The 20,776-nt window shown below is 64.9% G+C and carries 18 protein-coding genes and 3 tRNA genes; 15 read left to right on the forward strand and 6 right to left on the reverse strand.

The features are described 5' to 3' along the window. Positions 1–65: 65 nt before the first annotated feature. Genes AC0ZJQ_RS09365 through AC0ZJQ_RS09375 form a run of 3 tightly spaced genes read left to right on the forward strand, consistent with a single transcriptional unit; the run spans position 66 to position 6,015 of the window. Positions 66–1,316, forward strand: coding sequence for a TolC family protein (locus tag AC0ZJQ_RS09365; RefSeq protein WP_476477721.1), 1,251 nt, complete (start codon positions 66–68; stop codon positions 1,314–1,316). Continuing rightward, positions 1,313–2,878 carry an efflux RND transporter periplasmic adaptor subunit gene (locus AC0ZJQ_RS09370; protein WP_476477722.1) on the forward strand — a complete coding sequence of 522 codons (1,566 nt, stop codon included), beginning with the start codon at positions 1,313–1,315 and terminating at the stop codon, positions 2,876–2,878. Before AC0ZJQ_RS09365 ends, AC0ZJQ_RS09370 begins: the two co-directional genes overlap by 4 nt. Beyond that, positions 2,875–6,015, forward strand: a complete 3,141-nt coding sequence (locus AC0ZJQ_RS09375; protein WP_476477723.1) for an efflux RND transporter permease subunit — start codon at positions 2,875–2,877, stop codon at positions 6,013–6,015. The genes AC0ZJQ_RS09370 and AC0ZJQ_RS09375 overlap by 4 nt, the downstream gene beginning before the upstream one ends. Before the next feature lie 153 nt (positions 6,016–6,168). Here the strand turns inward: AC0ZJQ_RS09375 and arsJ are convergent, their stop codons facing one another. From arsJ to AC0ZJQ_RS09395, 4 genes are all read right to left on the reverse strand, one after another. Beyond that, positions 6,169–7,392: an organoarsenical effux MFS transporter ArsJ gene (gene arsJ / locus AC0ZJQ_RS09380; protein WP_476477724.1), complete on the reverse strand. Its 1,224-nt coding sequence runs from the start codon at positions 7,390–7,392 to the stop codon at positions 6,169–6,171. A 136-nt stretch (positions 7,393–7,528) separates the two neighbouring features. Next, positions 7,529–8,533: an ArsJ-associated glyceraldehyde-3-phosphate dehydrogenase gene (locus AC0ZJQ_RS09385; RefSeq protein ID WP_476477725.1), complete on the reverse strand. Its 1,005-nt coding sequence runs from the start codon at positions 8,531–8,533 to the stop codon at positions 7,529–7,531. Between the two features lie 29 nt (positions 8,534–8,562). Further along, positions 8,563–9,279 carry an arsenical resistance protein ArsH gene (gene arsH / locus AC0ZJQ_RS09390; protein WP_237265094.1) on the reverse strand — a complete coding sequence of 239 codons (717 nt, stop codon included), beginning with the start codon at positions 9,277–9,279 and terminating at the stop codon, positions 8,563–8,565. Between the two features lie 40 nt (positions 9,280–9,319). After that, positions 9,320–10,102, reverse strand: a complete 783-nt coding sequence (locus tag AC0ZJQ_RS09395) for a metalloregulator ArsR/SmtB family transcription factor (protein ID WP_476477726.1) — start codon at positions 10,100–10,102, stop codon at positions 9,320–9,322. Between the two features lie 104 nt (positions 10,103–10,206). On the opposite strand from AC0ZJQ_RS09395, the gene arsB reads away from it, so the two are divergent. The 12 genes from arsB (at position 10,207) to AC0ZJQ_RS09455 (ending at position 18,000) form a co-directional block, all read left to right on the forward strand. Then, positions 10,207–11,286 (forward strand): ACR3 family arsenite efflux transporter, encoded by a 1,080-nt coding sequence (arsB, locus tag AC0ZJQ_RS09400; protein WP_458988290.1) that lies wholly within the window; start codon positions 10,207–10,209, stop codon positions 11,284–11,286. Between the two features lie 10 nt (positions 11,287–11,296). Then, the gene (locus AC0ZJQ_RS09405; RefSeq protein ID WP_476477727.1) at positions 11,297–12,301 is read left to right on the forward strand and encodes a permease; all 1,005 of its coding nucleotides are present in this window, start codon (positions 11,297–11,299) and stop codon (positions 12,299–12,301) included. A gap of 15 nt (positions 12,302–12,316) precedes the next feature. Beyond that, positions 12,317–12,553 carry a thioredoxin family protein gene (locus AC0ZJQ_RS09410; RefSeq protein WP_008567757.1) on the forward strand — a complete coding sequence of 79 codons (237 nt, stop codon included), beginning with the start codon at positions 12,317–12,319 and terminating at the stop codon, positions 12,551–12,553. Next, positions 12,550–13,419, forward strand: a complete 870-nt coding sequence (locus AC0ZJQ_RS09415; RefSeq protein WP_476477728.1) for a cation efflux transmembrane domain-containing protein — start codon at positions 12,550–12,552, stop codon at positions 13,417–13,419. Before AC0ZJQ_RS09410 ends, AC0ZJQ_RS09415 begins: the two co-directional genes overlap by 4 nt. Positions 13,420–13,646: 227 nt before the next feature. After that, on the forward strand, positions 13,647–14,291 hold the full coding sequence (gene gacA, locus AC0ZJQ_RS09420) for a response regulator transcription factor GacA (RefSeq protein WP_008567755.1): 645 nt from the start codon (positions 13,647–13,649) through the stop codon (positions 14,289–14,291). Next, complete coding sequence (gene uvrC, locus AC0ZJQ_RS09425; protein ID WP_476477729.1) at positions 14,291–16,114, forward strand: excinuclease ABC subunit UvrC; 1,824 nt, start codon at positions 14,291–14,293, stop codon at positions 16,112–16,114. The genes gacA and uvrC overlap by 1 nt, the downstream gene beginning before the upstream one ends. Positions 16,115–16,147: 33 nt before the next feature. Then, positions 16,148–16,702 (forward strand): CDP-diacylglycerol--glycerol-3-phosphate 3-phosphatidyltransferase, encoded by a 555-nt coding sequence (gene pgsA, locus AC0ZJQ_RS09430; RefSeq protein WP_008567753.1) that lies wholly within the window; start codon positions 16,148–16,150, stop codon positions 16,700–16,702. 68 nt (positions 16,703–16,770) lie between these two features. Continuing rightward, positions 16,771–16,846, forward strand: a tRNA-Gly gene (locus tag AC0ZJQ_RS09435). Positions 16,847–16,892: 46 nt separating this feature from the next. Beyond that, positions 16,893–16,966 (forward strand) — tRNA-Cys (locus AC0ZJQ_RS09440). A gap of 193 nt (positions 16,967–17,159) precedes the next feature. Next, positions 17,160–17,246 (forward strand) — tRNA-Leu (locus AC0ZJQ_RS09445). Between the two features lie 229 nt (positions 17,247–17,475). Continuing rightward, positions 17,476–17,622: a hypothetical protein gene (locus tag AC0ZJQ_RS09450; protein WP_314020190.1), complete on the forward strand. Its 147-nt coding sequence runs from the start codon at positions 17,476–17,478 to the stop codon at positions 17,620–17,622. An 84-nt stretch (positions 17,623–17,706) separates the two neighbouring features. Then, positions 17,707–18,000, forward strand: a complete 294-nt coding sequence (locus AC0ZJQ_RS09455) for a hypothetical protein (RefSeq protein WP_213663366.1) — start codon at positions 17,707–17,709, stop codon at positions 17,998–18,000. Between the two features lie 12 nt (positions 18,001–18,012). Here AC0ZJQ_RS09455 and AC0ZJQ_RS09460 read toward each other — a convergent pair whose 3' ends face one another. Further along, positions 18,013–18,630, reverse strand: a complete 618-nt coding sequence (locus AC0ZJQ_RS09460) for a DedA family protein (protein ID WP_213663365.1) — start codon at positions 18,628–18,630, stop codon at positions 18,013–18,015. Positions 18,631–18,794: 164 nt separating this feature from the next. Next, positions 18,795–20,723 carry an alkaline phosphatase D family protein gene (locus AC0ZJQ_RS09465; protein WP_314020192.1) on the reverse strand — a complete coding sequence of 643 codons (1,929 nt, stop codon included), beginning with the start codon at positions 20,721–20,723 and terminating at the stop codon, positions 18,795–18,797. Between the last annotated feature and the right edge of the window lie 53 nt (positions 20,724–20,776).

A 20,776-nucleotide genomic window follows, 5' to 3' on the forward strand; every position in this document is an offset into this window, starting at 1 on the left:
GTCCGTCGCCTGGCGACTGACCTCGCGCGTGCCCGTCCGGCACGCAGGATCCGAGGAATCCGCACATGCAATCCCGATTGATGCGAGACATTCGCGCGCGTGCCGCCGTGGCCGCGTGCGCCCTGGCGTTGCCGGCTGCCGCCAGCGCGCTGAGCTTCGACGAGGCCCTGGCGCTGGCCCAGCAGCAGGCGCCGTCCCTGCAGGCCGAAGCGGCCAAACTGCAGGCCGCGCGTAGCGACGCCGTACCTGCCGGCGAACTGCCCGACCCGAAACTGTTGCTCGGCGTACAGAGCGTGCCGATCGAAGGCAACGACCGCTGGAGCCTGGACCGCGACGGTATGACCATGAGCATGGTCGGCCTGATGCAGGATGTGCCCAACCGCGACAAGCGCCGCGCCCGAGTCGAGGTGGCGAATGCCGGCGTCCAGCGTGCCGCCGCCGAGCGCGCGGTCGAGGCACTGAACGTGCGCCAGGCCACTGCCCAGGCGTGGATCGCCAGCCACGCCATCGAGCGCAAGCTGGAGACCTTCGACGCGCTCTATGCCGAGAATCGCCTGCTCAGCGATACCGTGCGGGCGCGGATTGCCGGTGGACGCGGGCAGGCCGCCGACAGCGTGCTGCCGCGCCAGGAAGCGGCCTTGCTCGACGAGCGCGCCGATGAACTCCATCGCCAGCGCCGGCAGGCCCGCGCGGCGCTGGCCCGCTGGATCGGTGAAGCCGCCAGCGAGCCGCTGGAGGGCAGCGTGCCGCACTGGTCGCTCGAAGCCCCGGCGCTGCAGCGCGAGCTGCACCAGCATCCGCAACTGCAGGCCTACACGCCGATGACGCAGCAGGCGCAAGCGCGTATCCGCGAGGCGACCGCCGAGAAGAAGCCCGACTGGAGCTGGGAAGTGGACTACCTGCGCCGCGGGCAGGAATTCGGCGACATGGTCAACCTGCAGGTCAGCTTCGACCTGCCGCTGTTCACCAGCACGCGGCAGAACCCGCGCATCGCCGCCCGGCATGCCGAACTCAACCAGCTGGAAGCCGAGCGCGAGGCGCTGGAGCGGCAGTTCGCCGAGCAACTGGACGACGAACTGGCCGAACTCGAGCGCCTGCAACGTGCCCTGACGCGCACCCGCGAGGTGCTGCTGCCGTTGGCGCGCGAGCGCAGCGAACTCAGTCTGGCCGACTACCGCGCCGGTCGCGGCGAGCTGGAGACGCTGCTGGCGGCGCGCCGCGAACTGATCGAAACGCGCCTGAAGGAAATCGACCTCGAAGGCCTGCAGGCGATTGCCGCCAGCCGCCTGTACTTCGCCTATGGAGACGCGCAATGAGCCAGACCGTTCTCAAGACCGGCGTACTGATCGCCGTCACCACCGCGCTGGGGCTGGCCGGTGGCTACTGGCTGGCCTCGCGTCAGCCGCATGCCGCGCCGCAGGATGGCTCGGCCCGTGCCGTCAGCGAGCGCAAAGTGCTCTATTGGTACGACCCGATGGTGCCGCAGCAACGCTTCGAGCAACCGGGCAAATCACCGTTCATGGATATGGACCTGGTGCCGCGTTACGCCGACGAGGCAGACGCCGGCGGTGCGCCGGCGGTGCGTATCGACGCCGGCATCACCCACAACCTCGGCGTGCGCCTGGCAACGGTCAGCCGCGGCCAGCTGACGCGCAACATCGAGGCCGTCGGCGTGCTGGGCCTCAATGATCGTGACGTGGCGCTGGTGCAGGCGCGCGCGGCGGGCTTTGTCGAGCGCGTCTACCGACTGGCGCCGGGTGATGTGCTAAAGGCCGGCGCGCCGCTGGTGGACCTGCTGATACCCGAGTGGGTGGCGGCGCAAGAGGAATTCCTCGCGTTGCGCCGCAGCGGCGATCGCGCGCTGCTGGACGGTGCGCGTCAGCGCCTGCGGCTGGTCGGCATGCCCGCCGAGGCGATCCGCCAGCTGGAGCGCTCCGGTCGCGTGCAGGCGCAGCAGACCGTGCGCGCACCCATCGGCGGTGTGCTGCAGGAACTGGACGTGCGTGAAGGCATGAACGTCGGCGTTGGCGCGCCGCTGGCGCGGATCAACGGGCTGGACAGCGTCTGGCTCGAAGTCGCGGTGCCTGAAGCGCAGGCCGGCGGCATTCGCACGGGGCAGGTGGCGACGGCATATCTGCCGGCGCTGCCCGGTGAGCCAATCGCCGGCACGGTAACGGCGGTGTTGCCCGAGGCTACGGCGGCCAGCCGCACGCTGCGTGTGCGGGTGGAACTGCCCAACGCCGAGGGCCGGTTGCGCCCAGGCCTCAGCGCACGGGTCGAACTGGCCGAGCAGGGCGCGCAGAGTGCATTGCTGATCCCCAGCGAGGCAGTGATCCGCACCGGCAAGCGCGCGCTGGTGATGCTCGCCGAGGCCGGCGGCCGCTATCGTCCGGTGGAGGTGCAGCTCGGTGTCGACAACGGCAGCCAGACCGCCATCCTGCAGGGGCTGGAGGAGGGCCAGCAGGTGGTCGCGTCCGGGCAGTTCCTGCTCGATTCCGAGGCCAGCCTGCGCGGCATCACCGCCGTTGTCGCGCCGCCGGCAGAGGCACATGAACATGCCGATGCCGCACCAGCCTTGCCTTCCACCCACGCGATGCATGAGCCCGCCGCGCCGAGCGCGCATACGATGCATGCGACCCAAGTGCCGATCGATGCAGCGCTGCATGAGGCCGAAGGACGCATCATCGGGATCACCGCGCAGGGCGTGAAGATCGCCCACGGCCCGTTCAAGACCCTCGGAATGCCGGGCATGACCATGCGCTTCGCGGTGGCCGATGCGCATCTGCTGCACGGGGTGCAGGTCGATGACCGGGTGCGCTTCGCCGTACGCGAGACTGGCGCTGGGCTGGTCATCGAGCAGCTGGAGCAGCAGCCATGATCGCCGCGCTGATTCGCTGGTCGGTGGTCAATCGCTTCCTGGTGCTGCTGGCGACGCTGCTGATGACCGCGGTGGGCATCTGGTCGCTGCGCATCACGCCGATCGACGCGCTGCCGGACCTGTCCGATGTGCAGGTGATCATCCGCACGCCGTATCCGGGGCAGGCGCCGCAGATTGTCGAGAACCAGATCACCTATCCGCTGACCACCACCATGCTCTCGGTGCCGGGCGCGAAGACCGTGCGCGGCTACTCGTTCTTCGGCGACAGCTATGTTTACGTGCTGTTCGAGGACGGCACCGACCTGTACTGGGCACGCTCGCGGGTGCTGGAGTACCTGAGTCAGGTGCAGAGCCGCCTGCCGGACGGCGCCAAGTCGTCGCTCGGCCCGGACGCCACCGGTGTCGGCTGGATCTACCAGTACGCGTTGGTCGACCGCAGCGGCACGCACGACCTGGCGCAGCTGCGCAGTCTGCAGGACTGGTTCCTCAAGTTCGAGCTGATCACTCTGCCGAACGTCGCCGAGGTCGCCACCATCGGCGGCATGGTCCGCCAGTACCAGGTGCTGCTCGACCCGCTGAAGATGGCCAGCCTCGGCGTGACCCAGGCGCAGGTGACCGAGGCTATCGGCCGCGCCAACCAGGAAACTGGTGGCGCGGTGCTGGAGCTGGCGGAAACCGAGTACATGGTGCGCGCCTCGGGCTACCTGCAGACGCTCGACGACTTCCGCCAGATTCCGCTGCAGCTCAGTGCCGCCGGGGTGCCGGTGACGCTCGGTGATGTCGCGCACATCCAGCTCGGCCCGGAGATGCGCCGCGGCATCGCCGAAATGGACGGCGAAGGGGAAACCGTCGGTGGCGTGATCATCCTGCGCAGCGGCAAAAACGCGCGGGAAACCCTGGCGGCCGTGCATGCCAAGCTCGACGAGCTGAAAAAGAGCCTGCCGCAGGGCGTGGAGATCGTCACCACCTACGACCGCAGCCAGCTGATCGACCGCGCGGTGCACAACCTCAGCTTCAAGCTGCTGGAGGAGTTCATCGTCGTGGCGCTGGTCTGCGGGCTGTTCCTCTGGCACCTGCGCTCATCCCTGGTGGCCATCGTCTCGCTGCCGATCGGCGTGCTGCTGGCCTTCGCGGTGATGCGTTACCAGGGCATCAACGCCAACATCATGTCGCTGGGCGGTATTGCCATCGCCATCGGCGCGATGGTCGATGCGGCGGTGGTGATGATCGAGAACGCGCACAAGAAGGTCGAAGCCTGGCGGCATGCCAACCCGGGCCGGACGCTGGAGGGCGAGGAGCACTGGCGGGTGATGACCCAGGCGGCGCAGGAGGTCGGCCCGGCGCTGTTCTTCTGCCTGCTGATCATCACCCTGTCGTTCATTCCGGTGTTCACCCTGGAGGCACAGGAAGGCCGGCTGTTCGGCCCGCTGGCGTTCACCAAGACCTATGCGATGGCCGCTGCTGCCGGGCTTTCGGTGACCTTGGTGCCGGTGCTGATGGGCTACTGGATTCGCGGCCGGCTGCCGGATGAGGCGCGCAATCCGCTCAACCGCGGGCTGATCCGCCTCTACCGGCCGGCGCTCGACGCCGTGCTGGGGCATCCGAAAACCACGCTCCTCGCCGCGCTGCTGGTGCTGGCGACCACGCTGTGGCCGATGTCTCGGCTGGGCGGCGAGTTCCTCCCGCCGATGGACGAGGGCGATCTGCTCTACATGCCCTCGGCGCTGCCGGGCCTGTCGGCGCAGAAAGCCGCACAGTTGCTGCAGCAGACCGACCGGATGATCCGTACGGTGCCGGAAGTCGCCACGGTGTTCGGCAAGGCCGGGCGCGCGGAGTCGGCCACCGATCCGGCGCCGCTGGAGATGTTCGAGACCACCATTCAGTTCAAGCCCCGCGAGCAGTGGCGCGCCGGCATGACGCCGGAAAAACTGGTGGAGGAGCTGGATCGCGCGGTGCAGGTGCCTGGACTGACCAATATCTGGATTCCGCCGATCCGCAATCGCATCGACATGCTCGCCACCGGCATCAAGAGTCCCATCGGGGTGAAGATCGCCGGCGCCAATCTGGAGGAGATCGACCGGGTCAGCCAGCAGGTCGAAGCTATTGCCAAGACAGTGCCGGGCGTCAGTTCGGCCCTGGCGGAACGCCTGGTCGGCGGGCGCTACATCGATATCGACATCGATCGCCAGGACGCCGCTCGCTACGGGCTGAACATCGCCGACGTGCAGGCCATCGTCGCCGGCGCCATCGGCGGTGAAACCGTCGGCGAAACGGTGGAAGGCCTGGCGCGTTACCCGATCAGCGTGCGTTATCCGCGTGAATGGCGCGACTCGCCGCAGGCGCTGGAACAGCTGCCGATCCTCACGCCGCAGGGCGCGCAGATCACCCTCGGCAGCGTGGCGCGGGTGCGTGTCAGCGACGGCCCGCCGATGCTGCGCAGCGAGAACGCGCGACTGTCCGGCTGGGTGTACGTCGACGTGCGCGGGCGCGACATCGCCTCGGTGGTGGCCGATCTGCGACAGGCGGTGAGCGCCGGCGTCGAACTGCAGCCGGGCATGAGCCTGAGCTATTCCGGTCAGTTCGAATTTCTCGAGCGCGCCAACGAGCGGCTCAAGCTGGTGGTGCCGGCGACGCTGCTGATCATCTTTGTGTTGCTCTACCTGACTTTCGGCCGCATCGACGAGGCGCTGCTGATCATGCTGACGTTGCCGTTCGCGCTGACCGGCGGCGTCTGGTTCCTCTACCTGATGGGCTACAACCTGTCGGTGGCGACCGGCGTCGGCTTCATCGCCCTGGCCGGGGTGGCGGCGGAGTTTGGGGTGATCATGCTGCTCTATCTCAAGCATGCCTGGAGCGACCGCCAGCAGGCTGGCCGGCATGACGAGGCGGCGCTATGCGAGGCGATTCGTGAAGGCGCGGTGCAACGCGTGCGGCCCAAGGCGATGACGGTGGCGGTGATCGTCGCCGGTTTGCTACCGATCCTGCTCGGCGCCGGCACTGGCAGCGAGGTGATGAGCCGCATCGCCGCACCGATGGTCGGCGGCATGTTGAGCGCGCCGCTGTTGTCGCTGTTCGTGTTGCCGGCGGCCTATCGGCTGATGCGGCGCCGGCAGGGACGTGAGTTGGAAGGTCAGTAATCGACCGGATCGCGGCTCGGCGGACAGTTCAGACAAGGGCTGCCGTCGCGGCCGCGACTCGGTTCGCACAAAGTCCGATGCTGGTTTTGGGCGCCTGGGCGTTGGTCTGGACGTTACGGCCGTAGCTGGCGCACGGCGAGTATCTCGCCGCGATTACGCCATCGCTTGTGCGTGCCGTGGCAGGGCGATGGAGATCAGCGCCGCGAGCAGCACGAAGATGCTGGAAATCCACAGACAGGCCGTCAGCCCATAGGCCTGATAGACCCAGCCGGAAAGCAGGGTGCCGATCAGCCGACCGAGGGCGTTGGACATGTAGTAGAAGCCGACGTCCAGCGAGACGCCATCTTCCTTGGCGTACGAGACGATCAGGTAGCTGTGCAGGGAGGAGTTCACCGCGAATAGCGCACCGAATATCAGCAGACCGCCGAGAAGCACCGGTTGCGCCGGTGCGTCGCTGCCCAGCCCCAGCGCGATTGCCGCGGGCAGTCCGGCCAGCAGCAGCGCCCAGAGGAATGCGGCACGCCCGTCGGGTACGTGGCCGCGGCGCTTGCCGGTGATCGCCGGCGCCAGTGACTGCACGATGCCGTAGCCGATTACCCAGGCGGCGAGAAAGCCGCCGACCTGCCAGACATCCCAGCCGAACACCCCGGCGAGGTAAACCGGCAGGGCGACGACGAACCAGACGTCGCGCGCGCCGAACAGGAACAGCCGCGCCGCCGACAGGATGTTGATTGCCCGGCTCTTGGACAGGATGTCGCGAAACTTCGGCTTGGCCTTGGCTTTGCCGAGGTCCTGCTTCAGGAGCGCCAGGCTGGCGAACCAGATCAGCGCCAGCACGGCTGCCATCACCAGCAGCGCGCCCTGGAAACCGAGCACGGCGAGCAGGGCGCCACCAAGGAAGAAACCGACGCCCTTGAGTGCATTCTTCGAGCCGGTGAGGATCGCCACCCACTTGTACAGCGTGCCTTGCTGTCCGTCGGCCACCAGCAGCTTGATCGAACTCTTGGCGCTCATCTTGTTGAGATCTTTGGCAATGCCGGACAGCGCCTGCGCGGCCATCACCCAGGGCACGGTGAGCAGCGCGGCTGGCACCGTGAGCATCAGCAACGCCGCCACCTGCATGCCCAGGCCGATGTTCATGGTGCGATTGAGCCCCAGGCGTGCGCCGAGATAGCCACCCACCAGATTGGTCACCACCCCGAAGATTTCGTAGAACAAGAACAACGCCGCGATCTGCAGCGGCGTATAGCCCAGCGCATGGAAATGCAGCACCACCAGCATGCGCAGCGCGCCATCGGTGAGGGTGAATGCCCAGTAATTGCCGGTGATCAGCAGGTACTGGCGGATTTCGGGAGAGAGGCGGGTGAGGGCGCGCATGAACGGTTCCAGGCCAGCGTGATGGGTAGCAGGAGGAAAAGGCCGGTGGCCGTTTTCCACCCTACGATCCGCGATCGATACCGTAGGGTGGAAAAAACGCGCGCAGCGATCTTCCACCTGAACGGCAAGGCCGGCCTCAGCCGGCCAGACCGACCTTGCGCGCCAGCTCCACGGTGCGGTTGGCGTAGCCCCACTCGTTGTCGTACCAGGCGTAGATCTTCACCTGCGTGCCGTTGACCACCATGGTCGACAGCGCATCGATGATCGATGAACGCGGGTCGGTGCGGTAATCGATAGAAACCAGCGGGCGTTCCTCGTAGCCGAGGATGCCTTGGAGCGGGCCATCGGCAGCAGCTTTGAGCAGCTGGTTCACTTCTTCCGCCGTGGTGGCGCGCTCGACCTCGAACACACAGTCGGTCAGCGAGGCGTTGGCCAGCGGCACGCGCACGGCGTGGCCATTCAGCCGGCCGCGCAGCTCGGGAAAGATTTCCGCGATCGCCGTAGCCGAGCCGGTGGTGGTCGGGATCAGGCTCATGCCCGAAGCGCGGGCGCGGCGCAGGTCCTTGTGCGGCTGGTCGAGGATGCTTTGCGTGTTGGTCAGATCGTGGATGGTGGTGATCGAGCCGTGACGGATGCCGAGCGACTCGTGGATGACCTTGACCACCGGTGCCAGGCAGTTGGTGGTGCAGGAGGCGGCGGTGACGATTCGGTGTTGCGTCGGGTCGAACAACTGGTCGTTGACGCCCATGACGATGTTCAGTGCGCCTGGCTCCTTGACCGGCGCGCTGACCACCACGCGCTTGACGCCCTGGTCGAGGTAGCCCTGCAGCACCGCGACGGTCTTCATCTTGCCGCTGGCCTCGATGACCAGATCGCAGCCGCTCCAGTCGGTGTCGGCGATGGCCTTGTTCGCGCTGACCCGGATGCGCTTGCCGCCGATCACGATGCAGTCGCCCTCGCTGCGCGCCTCATGCTGCCAGCGACCGTGCACCGAATCGAAGTTGAGCAGGTGGGCGTGGGTCGCGGCATCGCCGGCCGGATCGTTGACTTGCACGAACTCCAGCTCCGGCCAGCCCCACGCTGCGCGCAGGGCCAAGCGTCCGATGCGGCCGAAGCCGTTGATGCCTACTTTGATGGTCATGATCGAGTCTCTGACGGATTGATAGCCTGTTAGATGCTGCGCTGGTTGACGCGGCGGGACAGCTCTTCGGCCGATTCCTTGCGTTCGGAATAGCGGTCGACCAGATACTCGGCTCGCCCGCGCAGCAGCAGGGTGAACTTGAGCAGCTCTTCCATCACGTCGACCACGCGGTCGTAGTAGGACGAAGGCTTCATGCGGTCGTTCTCGTCGAACTCCTGCCACGCCTTGGCTACGGATGACTGGTTGGGGATGGTGAACATGCGCATCCAGCGTCCGAGTACGCGCATCTGGTTGACGGCGTTGAACGACTGCGAGCCGCCGCTGACCTGCATCAAGGCCAGGGTTTTGCCCTGCGTCGGGCGTACGGCGCCGAGCGACAGCGGCACCCAGTCGATCTGCGCCTTGAACACCGCGCTCATCGCGCCATGGCGTTCCGGCGAGCACCACACCTGGCCTTCGGACCATTGCATCAGTTCGCGCAGTTCACGCACCTTGGGATGATCGTCCGGCGCGTCGTCCGGCAGGGGCAGGCCGGCGGGGTGGAAGATGCGTGTCTCGGCGCCCATGCTTTCGAGCAGGCGCGCGGCTTCCAGGGTCAGCAACCGGCTGAACGAGCGCTCGCGATTGGAGCCGTAGAGCAGCAGGATGCGCGGCGGGTGGGTGGCGAGCGCATCGACGACGCCGAGCTTGTCCATGCTGGGGGCGCCGAGCAGTTCGGCGTCGATATTGGGCAGATCGTTGGACATGGGCTTCATCCGGGTAAAGAGGTGGGGGGCAGGCCGCGTTTCAGTCGCAGGCGGGCTTGCGGCCAGGCCGGTCGCGCATCTGCCAGAGGCGTTGCACGTCCTGACGCAGCCATTCGATGTTGTTCGCCAGGGTCGTTTTGAGCATATCCGTGACCCATGCGGGCAGTTGCGGGTGCAGGCGGTAATACACCCATTGGCCGTTACGCCGGTCCTCCAGCAGGCCGCAGCTGCGCAGCAGCGCGAGGTGGCGGGAAATCTTGGGCTGGACCTGGTCCAGCGCCGCGGTCAGCTCGCATACGCACAGTTCCTGCTCCAGACTGACCAGCAGCGCGATACGCGCACGGGTTTCGTCGGCCAGACACTTGAATAGCTCGACCGGCGATAGCGAAGCGCTTTGCGCGATTGCGCTGGTGGGTTTGCTGGTGATCAGCACGAACATCCTTAGCCGCTCGTGGATCTCCTGCAGCGTCCTGCGATAGGCATCCGGCTGCGGGCTCGTTGCCGGATCCGCGAAATTCCAGGCGATGTACTCGCCGGCGCCAGGAAGCGACAGGCACTCCAGCGCGGATTTGTCACACAGGGTGATGACATAGTCGAAGGGCTCGCCCGTCACCTGCTCGATAGACTTGCTGACCAGTCCCGCGGTGGACACACCCAGGTGTTCCAGCGCTTCACGGGTGCGCGGATCCACCTGGGTCGGCGCGGTGCCGGCACTGACGGCCTCGAAGTGCTCGGAGTCGAGGTGGCGCAGCAACGCTTCCGCCATTTGCGAGCGCGATGAGTTCGCCACGCAGAGGAACAGGACACGCTTTCTCCGATTCATGTTGATCTCCGTCAGACCGGCATTTGGCAAATATATTGTTTTGAATATATACGGTAAAGCGAATATCGTGATCGTCAGATTGTATCAACCAAGGTGAACAACAAATGACAAACGCATGTGAGGTCGCCATGAAGCAGTCCGCGGGAGCTCCGCTGGGCTTCTTCGAACGCTACCTGACGGTGTGGGTGTTCCTGTGCATCGCCGCCGGCACGGCGCTCGGGTTACTCGTGCCGGAGGCCGCGCAGGCGGTGGGGGCGATGGAGGTGGCGCGGGTCAACATCCCGGTAGGTGTGCTGATCTGGGTGATGATCGTGCCGATGCTGATGAAGATCGATTTCGGCGCGCTGCACGAAGTCCGCGAGCAGAAGGCCGGCATGGCCGTGACGCTGTTCGTCAACTGGGCGGTCAAACCGTTCAGCATGGCGCTGATCGGCTGGCTGTTCATCAAGGTGCTGTTCGCCGAGTGGCTACCAGCCGACGAGCTGGACAGTTACATGGCCGGGCTGATCCTGCTCGGCGCCGCGCCCTGCACGGCAATGGTGTTCGTCTGGAGCTACCTGTGCAATGGCAACGCCAACTTCACCATCACCCAGGTGGCGCTCAACGACCTGGTGATGGTGTTCGCCTTCGCGCCCATCGTTGCGTTGCTGCTCGGCGTGTCATCCATTCCGGTGCCGTGGGATACGTTGCTGCTCTCGGTGGTGATGTACATCGTCATCCCGCTGGCCATCGCCCAGTTCCTGCGCGCGCAGCTGATGAAGCGCGGCGAGGCGCATTTTCAAGCGGTGCTGGGGAAGGTTTCACCGTTCTCCATCGTCGCCCTGTTGGCCACGCTGGTGTTGCTGTTCTCCTTCCAGGGCAAGACCATCGTCGAGCAACCGCTGGTGATTGGCATCCTTGCCGTACCGCTGCTGCTGCAGACGTTGTTCATCGCCGCGCTCGGCTACTGGCTGTGCCGCCGCCTGAAGGTGCGCCACGACGTGGCCGGACCGGCGACCATGATCGGTGCTTCCAACTTCTTCGAGCTGGCGGTGGCGGTGGCCATCGTGCTCTATGGTTTCGACTCCGGCGCGGCGTTGGCCACGGTGGTCGGCGTGTTGATCGAAGTCCCGGTGATGCTCTGGCTGGTGCGCATGGTCAACAGCACCCGCGCCTGGTACGAACGCGCCTTGCCGCGCAGCTGAGGAACGACGCATGGAAATCTTCAAGTGGCTGAACGACCAGCTGTTGCGCATGGACTGGCTGGCGTATCTGGTGCGGCTGCTGGTCGAGGACGTATTCGGCCTGGATATGGCCAGTCGGGTCGGCGGCAGTCTGCATTTCTTCATCTATGACGTGATCAAGATCTTCATCCTGCTGTCGGTGCTGATCTTCGGTATCTTCTGGATCCAGAGTTATTTCCCGCCGGAGCGCACACGGCGCATTCTCGGTCGTATGCGCGGCTTTCGCGCCAACCTCACCGGCGCACTGCTGGGAACGGTCACGCCGTTCTGTTCCTGCTCGTCGATCCCGCTGTTCATCGGCTTCACCAGTTCGGGTCTGCCGCTGGCGGTGACCTTCTCGTTCCTGATCTCCTCGCCGCTGGTCGATCTGGCGTCGATGATCCTGTTGGCCAGCATCTTCAACTGGTCGATTGCGCTGGCCTACGTGGTAGTGGGCATCGTGCTGGCAGTGATCGGCGGGACGCTGATTGGCAAGGTTGGGATGGAGCAGTACGTCGAGGCCTTCGTCACGCAACAGAAGGTCCTGGACCTCCCACAGGAACAGCTCACCCTGCGCGACCGCCTGACCTACGCTCGCGAGCAGGTGGGAGAGATCATCCGCAAGGTTTGGCTGTATATCCTGATCGGCGTGGGCATCGGCGCTGCCATTCACAACTGGATTCCGGCGGGTCTGATCGAAAAGGTCATCGGCCAGGACAACTGGTGGTCGGTGCCGCTGGCCACGCTGGTGGCCGCGCCGATGTACGCCGACATCTTCGGCACTCTGCCGATCGCCGAGGCGCTGGTCGCCAAGGGCGTTGGCCTGGGCACCGTACTGGCGTTCATGATGTCGGTCACCGCGCTGTCGCTGCCGTCGCTGATCATGCTGAAAAAAGTGGTCAAGGCGCCGCTGCTGGCGCTGTTCATTGCCATCGTGCTGATGGGCATCATGCTGATCGGCTACCTGTTCAATGCATTTGCTTACCTGTTCATCTGAGATGGGAGTTTCGCCATGCTGATCAAGATCCTGGGTTCCGGTTGCAGGAAGTGCGTGACCCTGGCCGATAATACGCGCCAGGCGCTGGCGGCGCTGGGGCGCGAGGCGGAGGTGGTCAAGGTGACCGACTTCGGCGAAATCGCCCGTTACGGGGTGATGAGCACGCCGGCGCTGGTCATCGATGAAACGGTCGTGTCGGCGGGCAAAGTGTTGACGGCCGATGAAATCGCCGCGCTGGTTCAGGCGCGATGAGTGACTGCGGTGGCCGCTGCAGTTGCGCACCGAATTCTGGGGTAACGCACGTGCCTGCGGACGGTGGCCGCTGGGTCAGCCTGTTCCACGTGCCGAAGATGGATTGCCCGGCGGAGGAGCGGATCATCCGCATGGCCCTAGACGGTCACGTGTCGGCAGGCGGCCTGGCATTCGATCTTTCCGCCCGGCAGCTTCGGGTTACGCATGATGGCGCCATCGCACCGATTGCCGAGCGGCTGGGTGGCCTCGGATTGGGGGCGACGCTGCTCGAAACCCGCGCGGCGTCTGCCGATGCCCAGCCGACCAGCGCGAACGAGGCCGGCGAAGCGCGGACCCTGAAGCTGCTGCTGGCGATCAATGCCTTCATGTTCGTGGCCGAGATGTTCGCCGGACTGATTGCCCAGTCCGCCGGGCTGATCGGCGATTCGCTGGATATGTTCGCCGACGCCGCCGTCTACGGGGTGGCGCTGTATGCAGTTGGCCGTGGCGCCCAACTGCAGATGAACGCCGCGCGGCTCGCCGGTCTGCTCCAGTTGCTGCTTGCCATTGGGCTGCTGATCGAAGTGGGGCGGCGCTTCGTCTTCGGCAGCGAACCGCAGTCGCTGTCGATGATGGTCGTCGCCAGCATCGCCTTGCTGGCCAACGTGCTCTGCCTGCTGCTGATTCACCGACATCGCGAAGGCGGCGTGCATATGCGTGCCAGCTGGATATTTTCCGCCAACGATGTGCTGATCAATGCCGGTGTGATCGTGGCCGGAGCGCTGGTCGCCTGGAGCGGATCGCGCTACCCGGACCTGCTGATTGGCAGTCTGATCGGAATCCTGGTCGCGCTGGGCGCACGGCGAATACTGGCGTTGCGGCCCTGAATGGTCTGCACTCCATAGCCAATGGCTTACAAGCATTGCGCTGTAGGTTCTGGCTGACAGGTGGCGCCAAACGCTTTGCGTCGCGGGTCGTAGCCATTGTGGCGGAGTGGCTGCGACGATTTTTCGTCACCTCGGATGAGGCGAGGTTGGCATTTTCTTTGGTACAGTTCGCCGTTATCACGAAGCGCGCAGCCAGCCAGCTTTGAATTGCATTGACGAGGTGTCTGTTGATTAGGGTGCTGGTGGTAGACGACCACGATCTGGTTCGCACGGGCATTACCCGCATGCTGGCCGATATCGACGGGTTGTACGTGGTTGGTCAGGCTGACTGCGGCGAGGAGGCGATCAAGCAGACTCGCGAACTCAAGCCGGACGTGGTTCTGATGGACGTCAAGATGCCCGGCATCGGTGGCCTGGAAGCCACTCGCAAGCTACTGCGCAGCCACCCGGATCTCAAGGTCATCGCCGTCACGATCTGCGAAGAGGATCCGTTTCCGACGCGTCTGTTGCAGGCCGGCGCGGCCGGGTATCTGACCAAGGGCGCTGCGCTGGAAGAGATGATTCGTGCGATCCGCATGGTTTTCGCCGGCCAACGCTACATCAGCCCGCAGATCGCCCAGCAGCTGGCGCTCAAGTCCTTCCAGCCGCAGCAGAATGGCTCGCCGTTCGATCTGCTGTCCGAGCGGGAAATCCAGATTGCGCTGATGATCGCCAACTGCCAGAAGGTCCAGGCGATCTCGGACAAGCTCTGCCTGTCGCCGAAAACGGTGAACACCTACCGCTATCGGATCTTCGAGAAGCTCTCGATCACCAGTGATGTCGAGCTGGCACTGCTCGCCGTACGCCACGGCATGGTTGACACCATCAACTGATGGCCAGCGGATTCGATTCATCCGCCTTCCTGGCGGCATGCAGCGGGCATCCCGGCGTCTACCGGATGTTCGATGCCGACGAAAAACTGCTCTACGTCGGCAAGGCAAAGAATCTCAAGAAGCGCCTGGCCAGCTATTTCCGCAAGACCGGCCAAGCGCCGAAAACCGCCGCGCTGGTGGCAAAGATCGCCCAGGTGGAAACCACCATCACGGCGAATGAGACCGAGGCGCTGCTGCTCGAGCAGACGCTGATCAAGCAGTGGCGGCCGCCGTACAACATCCTGCTGCGCGACGACAAGTCCTATCCGTACGTATTTCTTTCCGCCGGTGAGTTTCCGCGCCTGAGCATCCATCGCGGCGCGAAGAAGGAGCCGGGGCGCTATTTCGGTCCCTATCCGAGCGCCGGCGCGATTCGCGAAAGCCTGGGGCTGTTGCAGAAGGCGTTCCTGGTGCGCCAGTGCGAGGACAGCTATTTCCGCAATCGCACCCGACCCTGCCTGCAATACCAGATCAAGCGCTGCAAGGCGCCCTGCGTAAAGCTGGTGGATCCGACCGAGTACGCCGAGGATGTGCGTCACTCGGTGATGTTTCTCGAAGGGCGCAGCAATGCGCTGGCCGAAGAGCTGTCGCGCAACATGGAGCAGGCGGCGATGAGCCTGGAGTTCGAGCGCGCCGCCGAGATTCGCGACCAGATCGGCATCCTGCGCCGCGTTCAGGACCAGCAGAGCATGGAAGGCGGCAATGGCAACGTCGATATCGTCGCCGCCGCCGTAAGCCCGGGCGGCGCATGCGTGCATCTGATCAGCGTGCGTGGCGGGCGGGTGCTCGGCAGCAAGAATTTCTTCCCCCAGGTTGCCATCGAGGAGAGCGTCAGCGACGTGCTGCTGGCGTTTCTCGAGCAGTATTACCTCGGCTCGAGTGAGCGCGACTTGCCGGGCGAGCTTATCGTCAATGCCGTGCATGAGGACTTTCCCACGCTGGTCAGCGCGATCGCGGAATTGCGCGGCAGCGAGCTGAGCATCGTGCATCGTGTACGCGGCACGCGCGCCCGCTGGCAACAGCTGGCGCTGACCAATGCCGAGCAGGCGCTGTCGGCGCGACTCGCCAATCGCCAGCACCTGTCGGCGCGTTTCGACGCGCTGGCCGAGGCGCTGAAGCTCGACGAACTGCCGTCACGCCTGGAATGTTTCGATATCAGCCATTCCAGCGGCGAGGCAACGGTGGCGTCCTGCGTGGTGTTCGGCCCCGAGGGGCCGCTGAAGTCGGACTACCGCCGCTACAACATCGAAGGCGTCACCGCCGGAGACGATTATGCGGCGATGCACCAGGCGCTCTCGCGGCGTTTTCGCAAGGCGGCCGAAGGCGAGGGCAAGCTGCCCGACATCCTCTTGGTGGACGGTGGCAAGGGCCAGCTCAATATGGCGCGCGAAGTGCTGGAAGAGCTGGCGGTGCCCGAGTTGATCCTGCTCGGCGTGGCCAAGGGCGTCACCCGCAAGCCAGGCCTGGAAACCTTGTATCTCAACGACGCGGCGCACGAATTCACGCTGCCGGCCGACTCGCCGGCGCTGCATCTCATCCAGCAGGTGCGGGACGAGGCTCACCGTTTCGCTATTACCGGCCACCGTGCGCGACGCGGCAAGGCTCGGCGTACATCGAGCCTGGAAGACGTGGCGGGCATCGGACCGAAGCGGCGACGCGAACTGCTCAAGCACTTCGGTGGTCTTCAGGAACTCTGCCGTGCCAGCCTGGACGAGATCGCCAAGGCGCCGGGTATCAGTAAAAAGCTTGCCGAGTCGATTTATGCCGCTCTGCACAGTGAGTAGAATCACCGCCAATTTCGCTGATCAGTGGTACCGATGAATATTCCAAACCTGCTCACCGTGCTGCGCGTGCTGCTGATCCCAATCTTCATTCTGCTGTTCTACCTGCCATTTCACTGGAGCTATCTGGCCGCTAGTGCAGTGTTCACCATTGCCGCAGTGACCGATTGGCTCGATGGCTACCTGGCCCGTCGCCTGGAGCAGAGCACCCCATTCGGCGCCTTCCTCGATCCGGTGGCGGACAAGCTGATGGTGGCCGTCGCCCTGGTGCTGCTGGTCGGCGAGCATGCCAACCTGTGGCTGACGCTACCGGCAGCCATCATCATCGGGCGTGAGATCGTCGTCTCGGCGCTGCGCGAGTGGATGGCCGAACTGGGTGCGCGCGCGCAGGTAGCCGTCTCCAATCTCGGTAAATGGAAAACCGCAGCGCAAATGGTGGCGCTGGTGATCCTGCTGGCCAATCCGCCAGCTCTGACGATCTGGGTCAGCCTGGGCTACGCGTTGCTCTTCATCGCAGCCGGACTGACGCTGTGGTCGATGATCAACTACCTGAACGCGGCCTGGCCTCATCTGAGCGCCGAAAAGAAATAAAACTTTTTTAATCAAGGGCTTGACGTCGCGCTCTGATCCTATAGAATGGCGCCCGTCACCAAGACAACGCGGGAATAGCTCAGTTGGTAGAGCACGACCTTGCCAAGGTCGGGGTCGCGAGTTCGAGTCTCGTTTCCCGCTCCAATTTGTTGTAGATGACGCCGCAGAGAATGCGGCGTCATTGTTTTGAGGCCGGTTGGCAGAGTGGTTATGCAGCGGATTGCAAATCCGTGTACGCCGGTTCGATTCCGACATCGGCCTCCAGTATCGAAAGCCCCGCAAGTTAACGCTTGCGGGGCTTTTTGTTTGGGGCATGAAAAACACAGTCGACCTCATAGCTCGCATATCAACCCGGCAACCCTCCGCCGATGCACGACCGGTGCGGTTGCGTGAAGCCGGGTAGCTGGTTATAGTCCTGCGCCGCCGCGATCCACCTTGGCGGCCACTACAGCGCTCCGCCCGGATGGCGAAATTGGTATACGCAAGGGACTTAAAATCCCTCATCCGAAAGGGTATGCGGGTTCGACCCCCGCTCCGGGCACCAATGAGCATTCCCGCTTCACCTGTCCAGGTGACCCTAGTTCCGCGCTCCGTACTGCTTTACCGCGCCTTATGCGGCTGCAGATCGTTGGCTATACGGCCATCCGCAATTCATCTTCTTTCGCTATTTTCGAATACATCCCGCTGTCGTCGCCCTGTGCGATGTATACGACGCGCTGCGTTCACCGCGCCCCTACAAACAGCCGTGGCCGGCCGAGCGTGCCCAGCAATATGTGCGCGAACAGGCGGGCGTGCATTTCGATCCGCAGCTGGTGGCCGTGCTGGAGGGTATCTTCCCGTTGCTGGAAAACACGCAGACCCGACTGGCCGACGCGGGCAGCGAGTTGCCGGCGCCGGCATACCAGTCCATTCCTGCCTGACTCCCTACGCCTACGGATAACCGCAGCGAAGCGGATAAGATGCCGCTCATTGCGCCTGCGCGCTCACTGGCGATGGTACGGACGATGACAGCGGCTGAACTGATAGCAATCCTGCAGGGCTACCCCGGTGATACACCGGTGCTGGTCGAAGGCCACGGCAAGGGTTGGGACGCCATCCGTGGCGCGGGCGCCGCGACGGTGGTGGAAGTGGTGGAGCCGGCCGAGCCGGACGGGCATTTTCTGCGCGAAGGCGACTTGCCCGATCCGGATGCGTTCTACCTGGACGAGCAGGCCCGGCGCAGCCTCATGAAAACCCTGATGAAGGGCAAGCGCCGCCGGGCGATTCTGCTCAGCGGCCGTGGCCAGCCGCGAGACTGAGCCGTTGCGGCCTCATTCGCCTTGCCGCTGGCGCAGCGCGTGGCCGTTGCGCACGAGACGATAGACGTAGACCAGCACGATCACGCCAAGCACGATCTTCGAACCCGGGTCCAGGTACTCGGCGACGCGGTCGTATTCGGCATGCAGCAGGTAACCGGCCAGCGCCAGCAAGAAGGTCCAGATCGCCGAACCCGCCAGGGTATAGAAGGCGAAGGAACGGAACGGCATATGCGCGATGCCGGCGGGTACTGAGATCAGCGTGCGGATCGCCGGCACCAGACGGCCGAAGAACACCGCCTTGCGCCCGTGCGCGCGAAACCAGATGCCGGCCTCGGTGACATCGTCCCCCGATATCGTCAGCCAGCGACCGTAGCGCTGGGCCAGCCGCCGCATGCGCTTTTCGCCGAGCAGGGCGCCGGCGTAGTACCAAGGCAGCGCGCCGAGGAACGAACCGAGCGTCCCGGCGATCACTACGCCAATGATGTTCAGCTCGCCACGTGCGGCGAGAAACCCGGCCAGCGGCATGATCACTTCCGAGGGAATCGGCGGGAACAGGTTTTCCAGCAGCATCAGCGCAAGAATGCCGAAGTAGCCGCCCTGGCTGATCAGCCCGGTAATCGAATCGAACACGTAAAAATCCTTGTCACTGAAAGGGAAAATGGCGCCGCTCAGCCGCTTGCTGGCCTATGGCACGCGGTTTGAACCCGTCGCGCGTGGCCGGTTCCGGCCGCCGCGTCGTTAAAGTCGTTACCTCGCGTGGCGCGCAGCGTCGCATGCGGCTGAGCGGTGGACAATCAGACTTGTCGTCGGAACTGAACCGCGGGCGAACCGTCGGCGTTGATCTGCTCCACCAGCGCCGGACGGCCCTCGGCATCCAGTCGCACATGGCCGATCCCCGCTGCATTCCACAGACGCTCACCGGCGCTGCTGCGGCTGGGCAACCAGGGCTGCACCTTGACCCTTCGGCGCTTGGTCAGCCAGTTCAGCGGCGAGCGCGGCGAGTAGAGCCAGCGATTCAGGCGGTCGAAGATATCCAGCAGGCGGCGCGGGAACTCGTTTTTCACCCCGCTGCTGGTGATCTGCCACAGCTGCGGACGGCTGCGCCGGCCACGGATGCGGATTTCGTAGGCGAACGAATAATGCACGTCGCCGGAGAGAATCACGTAGTTGCCCGGTGTGCGCGTGTGGCGAAAGATGTTGAGCATCACCTGCGCCGCACCGCGATGGGCCATCCAGTTTTCCGCATCGACCAGCAGCGAGTAGCCGAGCCAGCTGAATACCCGCTGTACCGTTTCGATCAGCTTGACGCCGAACATCGGCGCCGGCGAGACGATCACCGCCGAGTGATGATCGAGCAGCGCGTGCTGAAAGTCAGTAAGCGCTTCCCAGTCCATCAGGCCCGAGGGTCGATTCAGATTGCGTTCGCTGCGCCAGCGCCGGGTGCGGGTGTCGAGCACCACCAGAGCCGGCTCGCCGGGCAGCACATATCCCCAGTTGGCGAAGGCGAGCAGGGCGTCGACCGCATCGTTCTGGTCCTGGCAGTCGAGCGCGCCGTCGCGCGCGCTATTCAGTAGCCGCTGCAGCGGTGCGAGCACCGTGGTGAAGGCTTCGGGCTGGTTGCCCCAGCCCTGGCAGAGCAGATAGGCCGCCAGCGCATTGCCGATGATGCGCCGCGAGAAGGGGTGGCCATAGGCGGTTTCCTCCCAGCGGGCCGAGAGATTCCAGTCGTCGGTGATGTCGTGGTCATCGAAGATCATCAGCGTCGACACATGCGCCAACGCCCGCGCCGCGCGCGGCAAGGTGCGGCGAAACGCATCGATCTGCTCGGCTTCACGTGCATAACGCCGGGCCAGCTCGCCGTCGAGCGACGGTGCGACCGGATCGATCAGCTGCCAGGGCACCGGCGACCACACCAACAGGTACATCGCCAGCACCTCGGACAGGGTCACCAGGTGATTGTGCGCATTGGCGGTGGTGAACACTGGCTTTTCCGCGCCGCCGAAGAAGCGCTCGCGCAACGCCTCGCTGGCCTTGAACGCCGGTAGCAGCTGTTCGCGCCGGTAATAGGTTGCCGGGTGCGCCAGCAGCTCGGCGCTGTCGGCCACCAACGCGCCTTCCAGACATTCGCCGTAGAGCCCCAGGTGACGGATCAGCGCGTGGATCGCCACCAGCATCGGCCCGGCGACATCGTCGGCGTAGATCTGGTCGCCGGTCATCAGCAAGGCCGCCGGCCATTGCTCCGGTGCCTGCCGCGCCTCGTCGAGCAGGCGATCGACGCAGACGAGTCCATCAGCGGAGGCGTGATGCGGCTTGCGGCAGGAGCCATGCAGCAGGTTGTCGAAGCGCGGCCGAATAACGAACAGCGGCATGCGTTCGCCTTCATGCAGCAGATGCGGCGCCCACTGCGCGATGCCAGGCTCGGCAGCATGGCCGAGCAGGCGCAGGTCGTAGCGGATCGGCCGGTCCTGGGGCAGTGGCTCGTCGAGCTTCACATCGATCAGATGCAGCCACGCCGACGTGCCGACCCGTATTCGCGTGCACTCGTCGTCGCTGAGGGTCCGCACGCGTTCCGGTTCACCGTCGACGTTCAGCTGCAGGCGCAATGTCAGCGCTTCGCTGCCGACCAGCCAGAACACCAGCCGGGTGGTTTCGACGCGGCGCAACAGCGGCCCGGCGAGCACCGGCGGCAGCGCCGGGCTCGGGGAGGAGGTGGGTTCGTTCATGCAATGCTCAAAGGGTAAACGCCAGCTATCAGAGTGCTTCAATCGCAGAAGAT

The sequence above is a fragment of the Stutzerimonas sp. 21-1 genome (assembly GCF_056336065.1).

What these genes read in the sequence shown, in the direction of transcription:
- AC0ZJQ_RS09365 (WP_476477721.1), top strand. Translation starts at nt 66, where the DNA reads ATGCAATCCCGATTGATGCGAGACATTCGCGCGCGTGCCGCCGTGGCC.
- AC0ZJQ_RS09370 (WP_476477722.1), top strand. Translation starts at nt 1,313, where the DNA reads ATGAGCCAGACCGTTCTCAAGACCGGCGTACTGATCGCCGTCACCACC.
- AC0ZJQ_RS09375 (WP_476477723.1), top strand. Translation starts at nt 2,875, where the DNA reads ATGATCGCCGCGCTGATTCGCTGGTCGGTGGTCAATCGCTTCCTGGTG.
- arsJ (WP_476477724.1), bottom strand. Translation starts at nt 7,392, where the DNA reads ATGCGCGCCCTCACCCGCCTCTCTCCCGAAATCCGCCAGTACCTGCTG.
- AC0ZJQ_RS09385 (WP_476477725.1), bottom strand. Translation starts at nt 8,533, where the DNA reads ATGACCATCAAAGTAGGCATCAACGGCTTCGGCCGCATCGGACGCTTG.
- arsH (WP_237265094.1), bottom strand. Translation starts at nt 9,279, where the DNA reads ATGTCCAACGATCTGCCCAATATCGACGCCGAACTGCTCGGCGCCCCC.
- AC0ZJQ_RS09395 (WP_476477726.1), bottom strand. Translation starts at nt 10,102, where the DNA reads ATGAATCGGAGAAAGCGTGTCCTGTTCCTCTGCGTGGCGAACTCATCG.
- arsB (WP_458988290.1), top strand. Translation starts at nt 10,207, where the DNA reads ATGACAAACGCATGTGAGGTCGCCATGAAGCAGTCCGCGGGAGCTCCG.
- AC0ZJQ_RS09405 (WP_476477727.1), top strand. Translation starts at nt 11,297, where the DNA reads ATGGAAATCTTCAAGTGGCTGAACGACCAGCTGTTGCGCATGGACTGG.
- AC0ZJQ_RS09410 (WP_008567757.1), top strand. Translation starts at nt 12,317, where the DNA reads ATGCTGATCAAGATCCTGGGTTCCGGTTGCAGGAAGTGCGTGACCCTG.
- AC0ZJQ_RS09415 (WP_476477728.1), top strand. Translation starts at nt 12,550, where the DNA reads ATGAGTGACTGCGGTGGCCGCTGCAGTTGCGCACCGAATTCTGGGGTA.
- uvrC (WP_476477729.1), top strand. Translation starts at nt 14,291, where the DNA reads ATGGCCAGCGGATTCGATTCATCCGCCTTCCTGGCGGCATGCAGCGGG.
- pgsA (WP_008567753.1), top strand. Translation starts at nt 16,148, where the DNA reads ATGAATATTCCAAACCTGCTCACCGTGCTGCGCGTGCTGCTGATCCCA.
- AC0ZJQ_RS09455 (WP_213663366.1), top strand. Translation starts at nt 17,707, where the DNA reads ATGACAGCGGCTGAACTGATAGCAATCCTGCAGGGCTACCCCGGTGAT.
- AC0ZJQ_RS09465 (WP_314020192.1), bottom strand. Translation starts at nt 20,723, where the DNA reads ATGAACGAACCCACCTCCTCCCCGAGCCCGGCGCTGCCGCCGGTGCTC.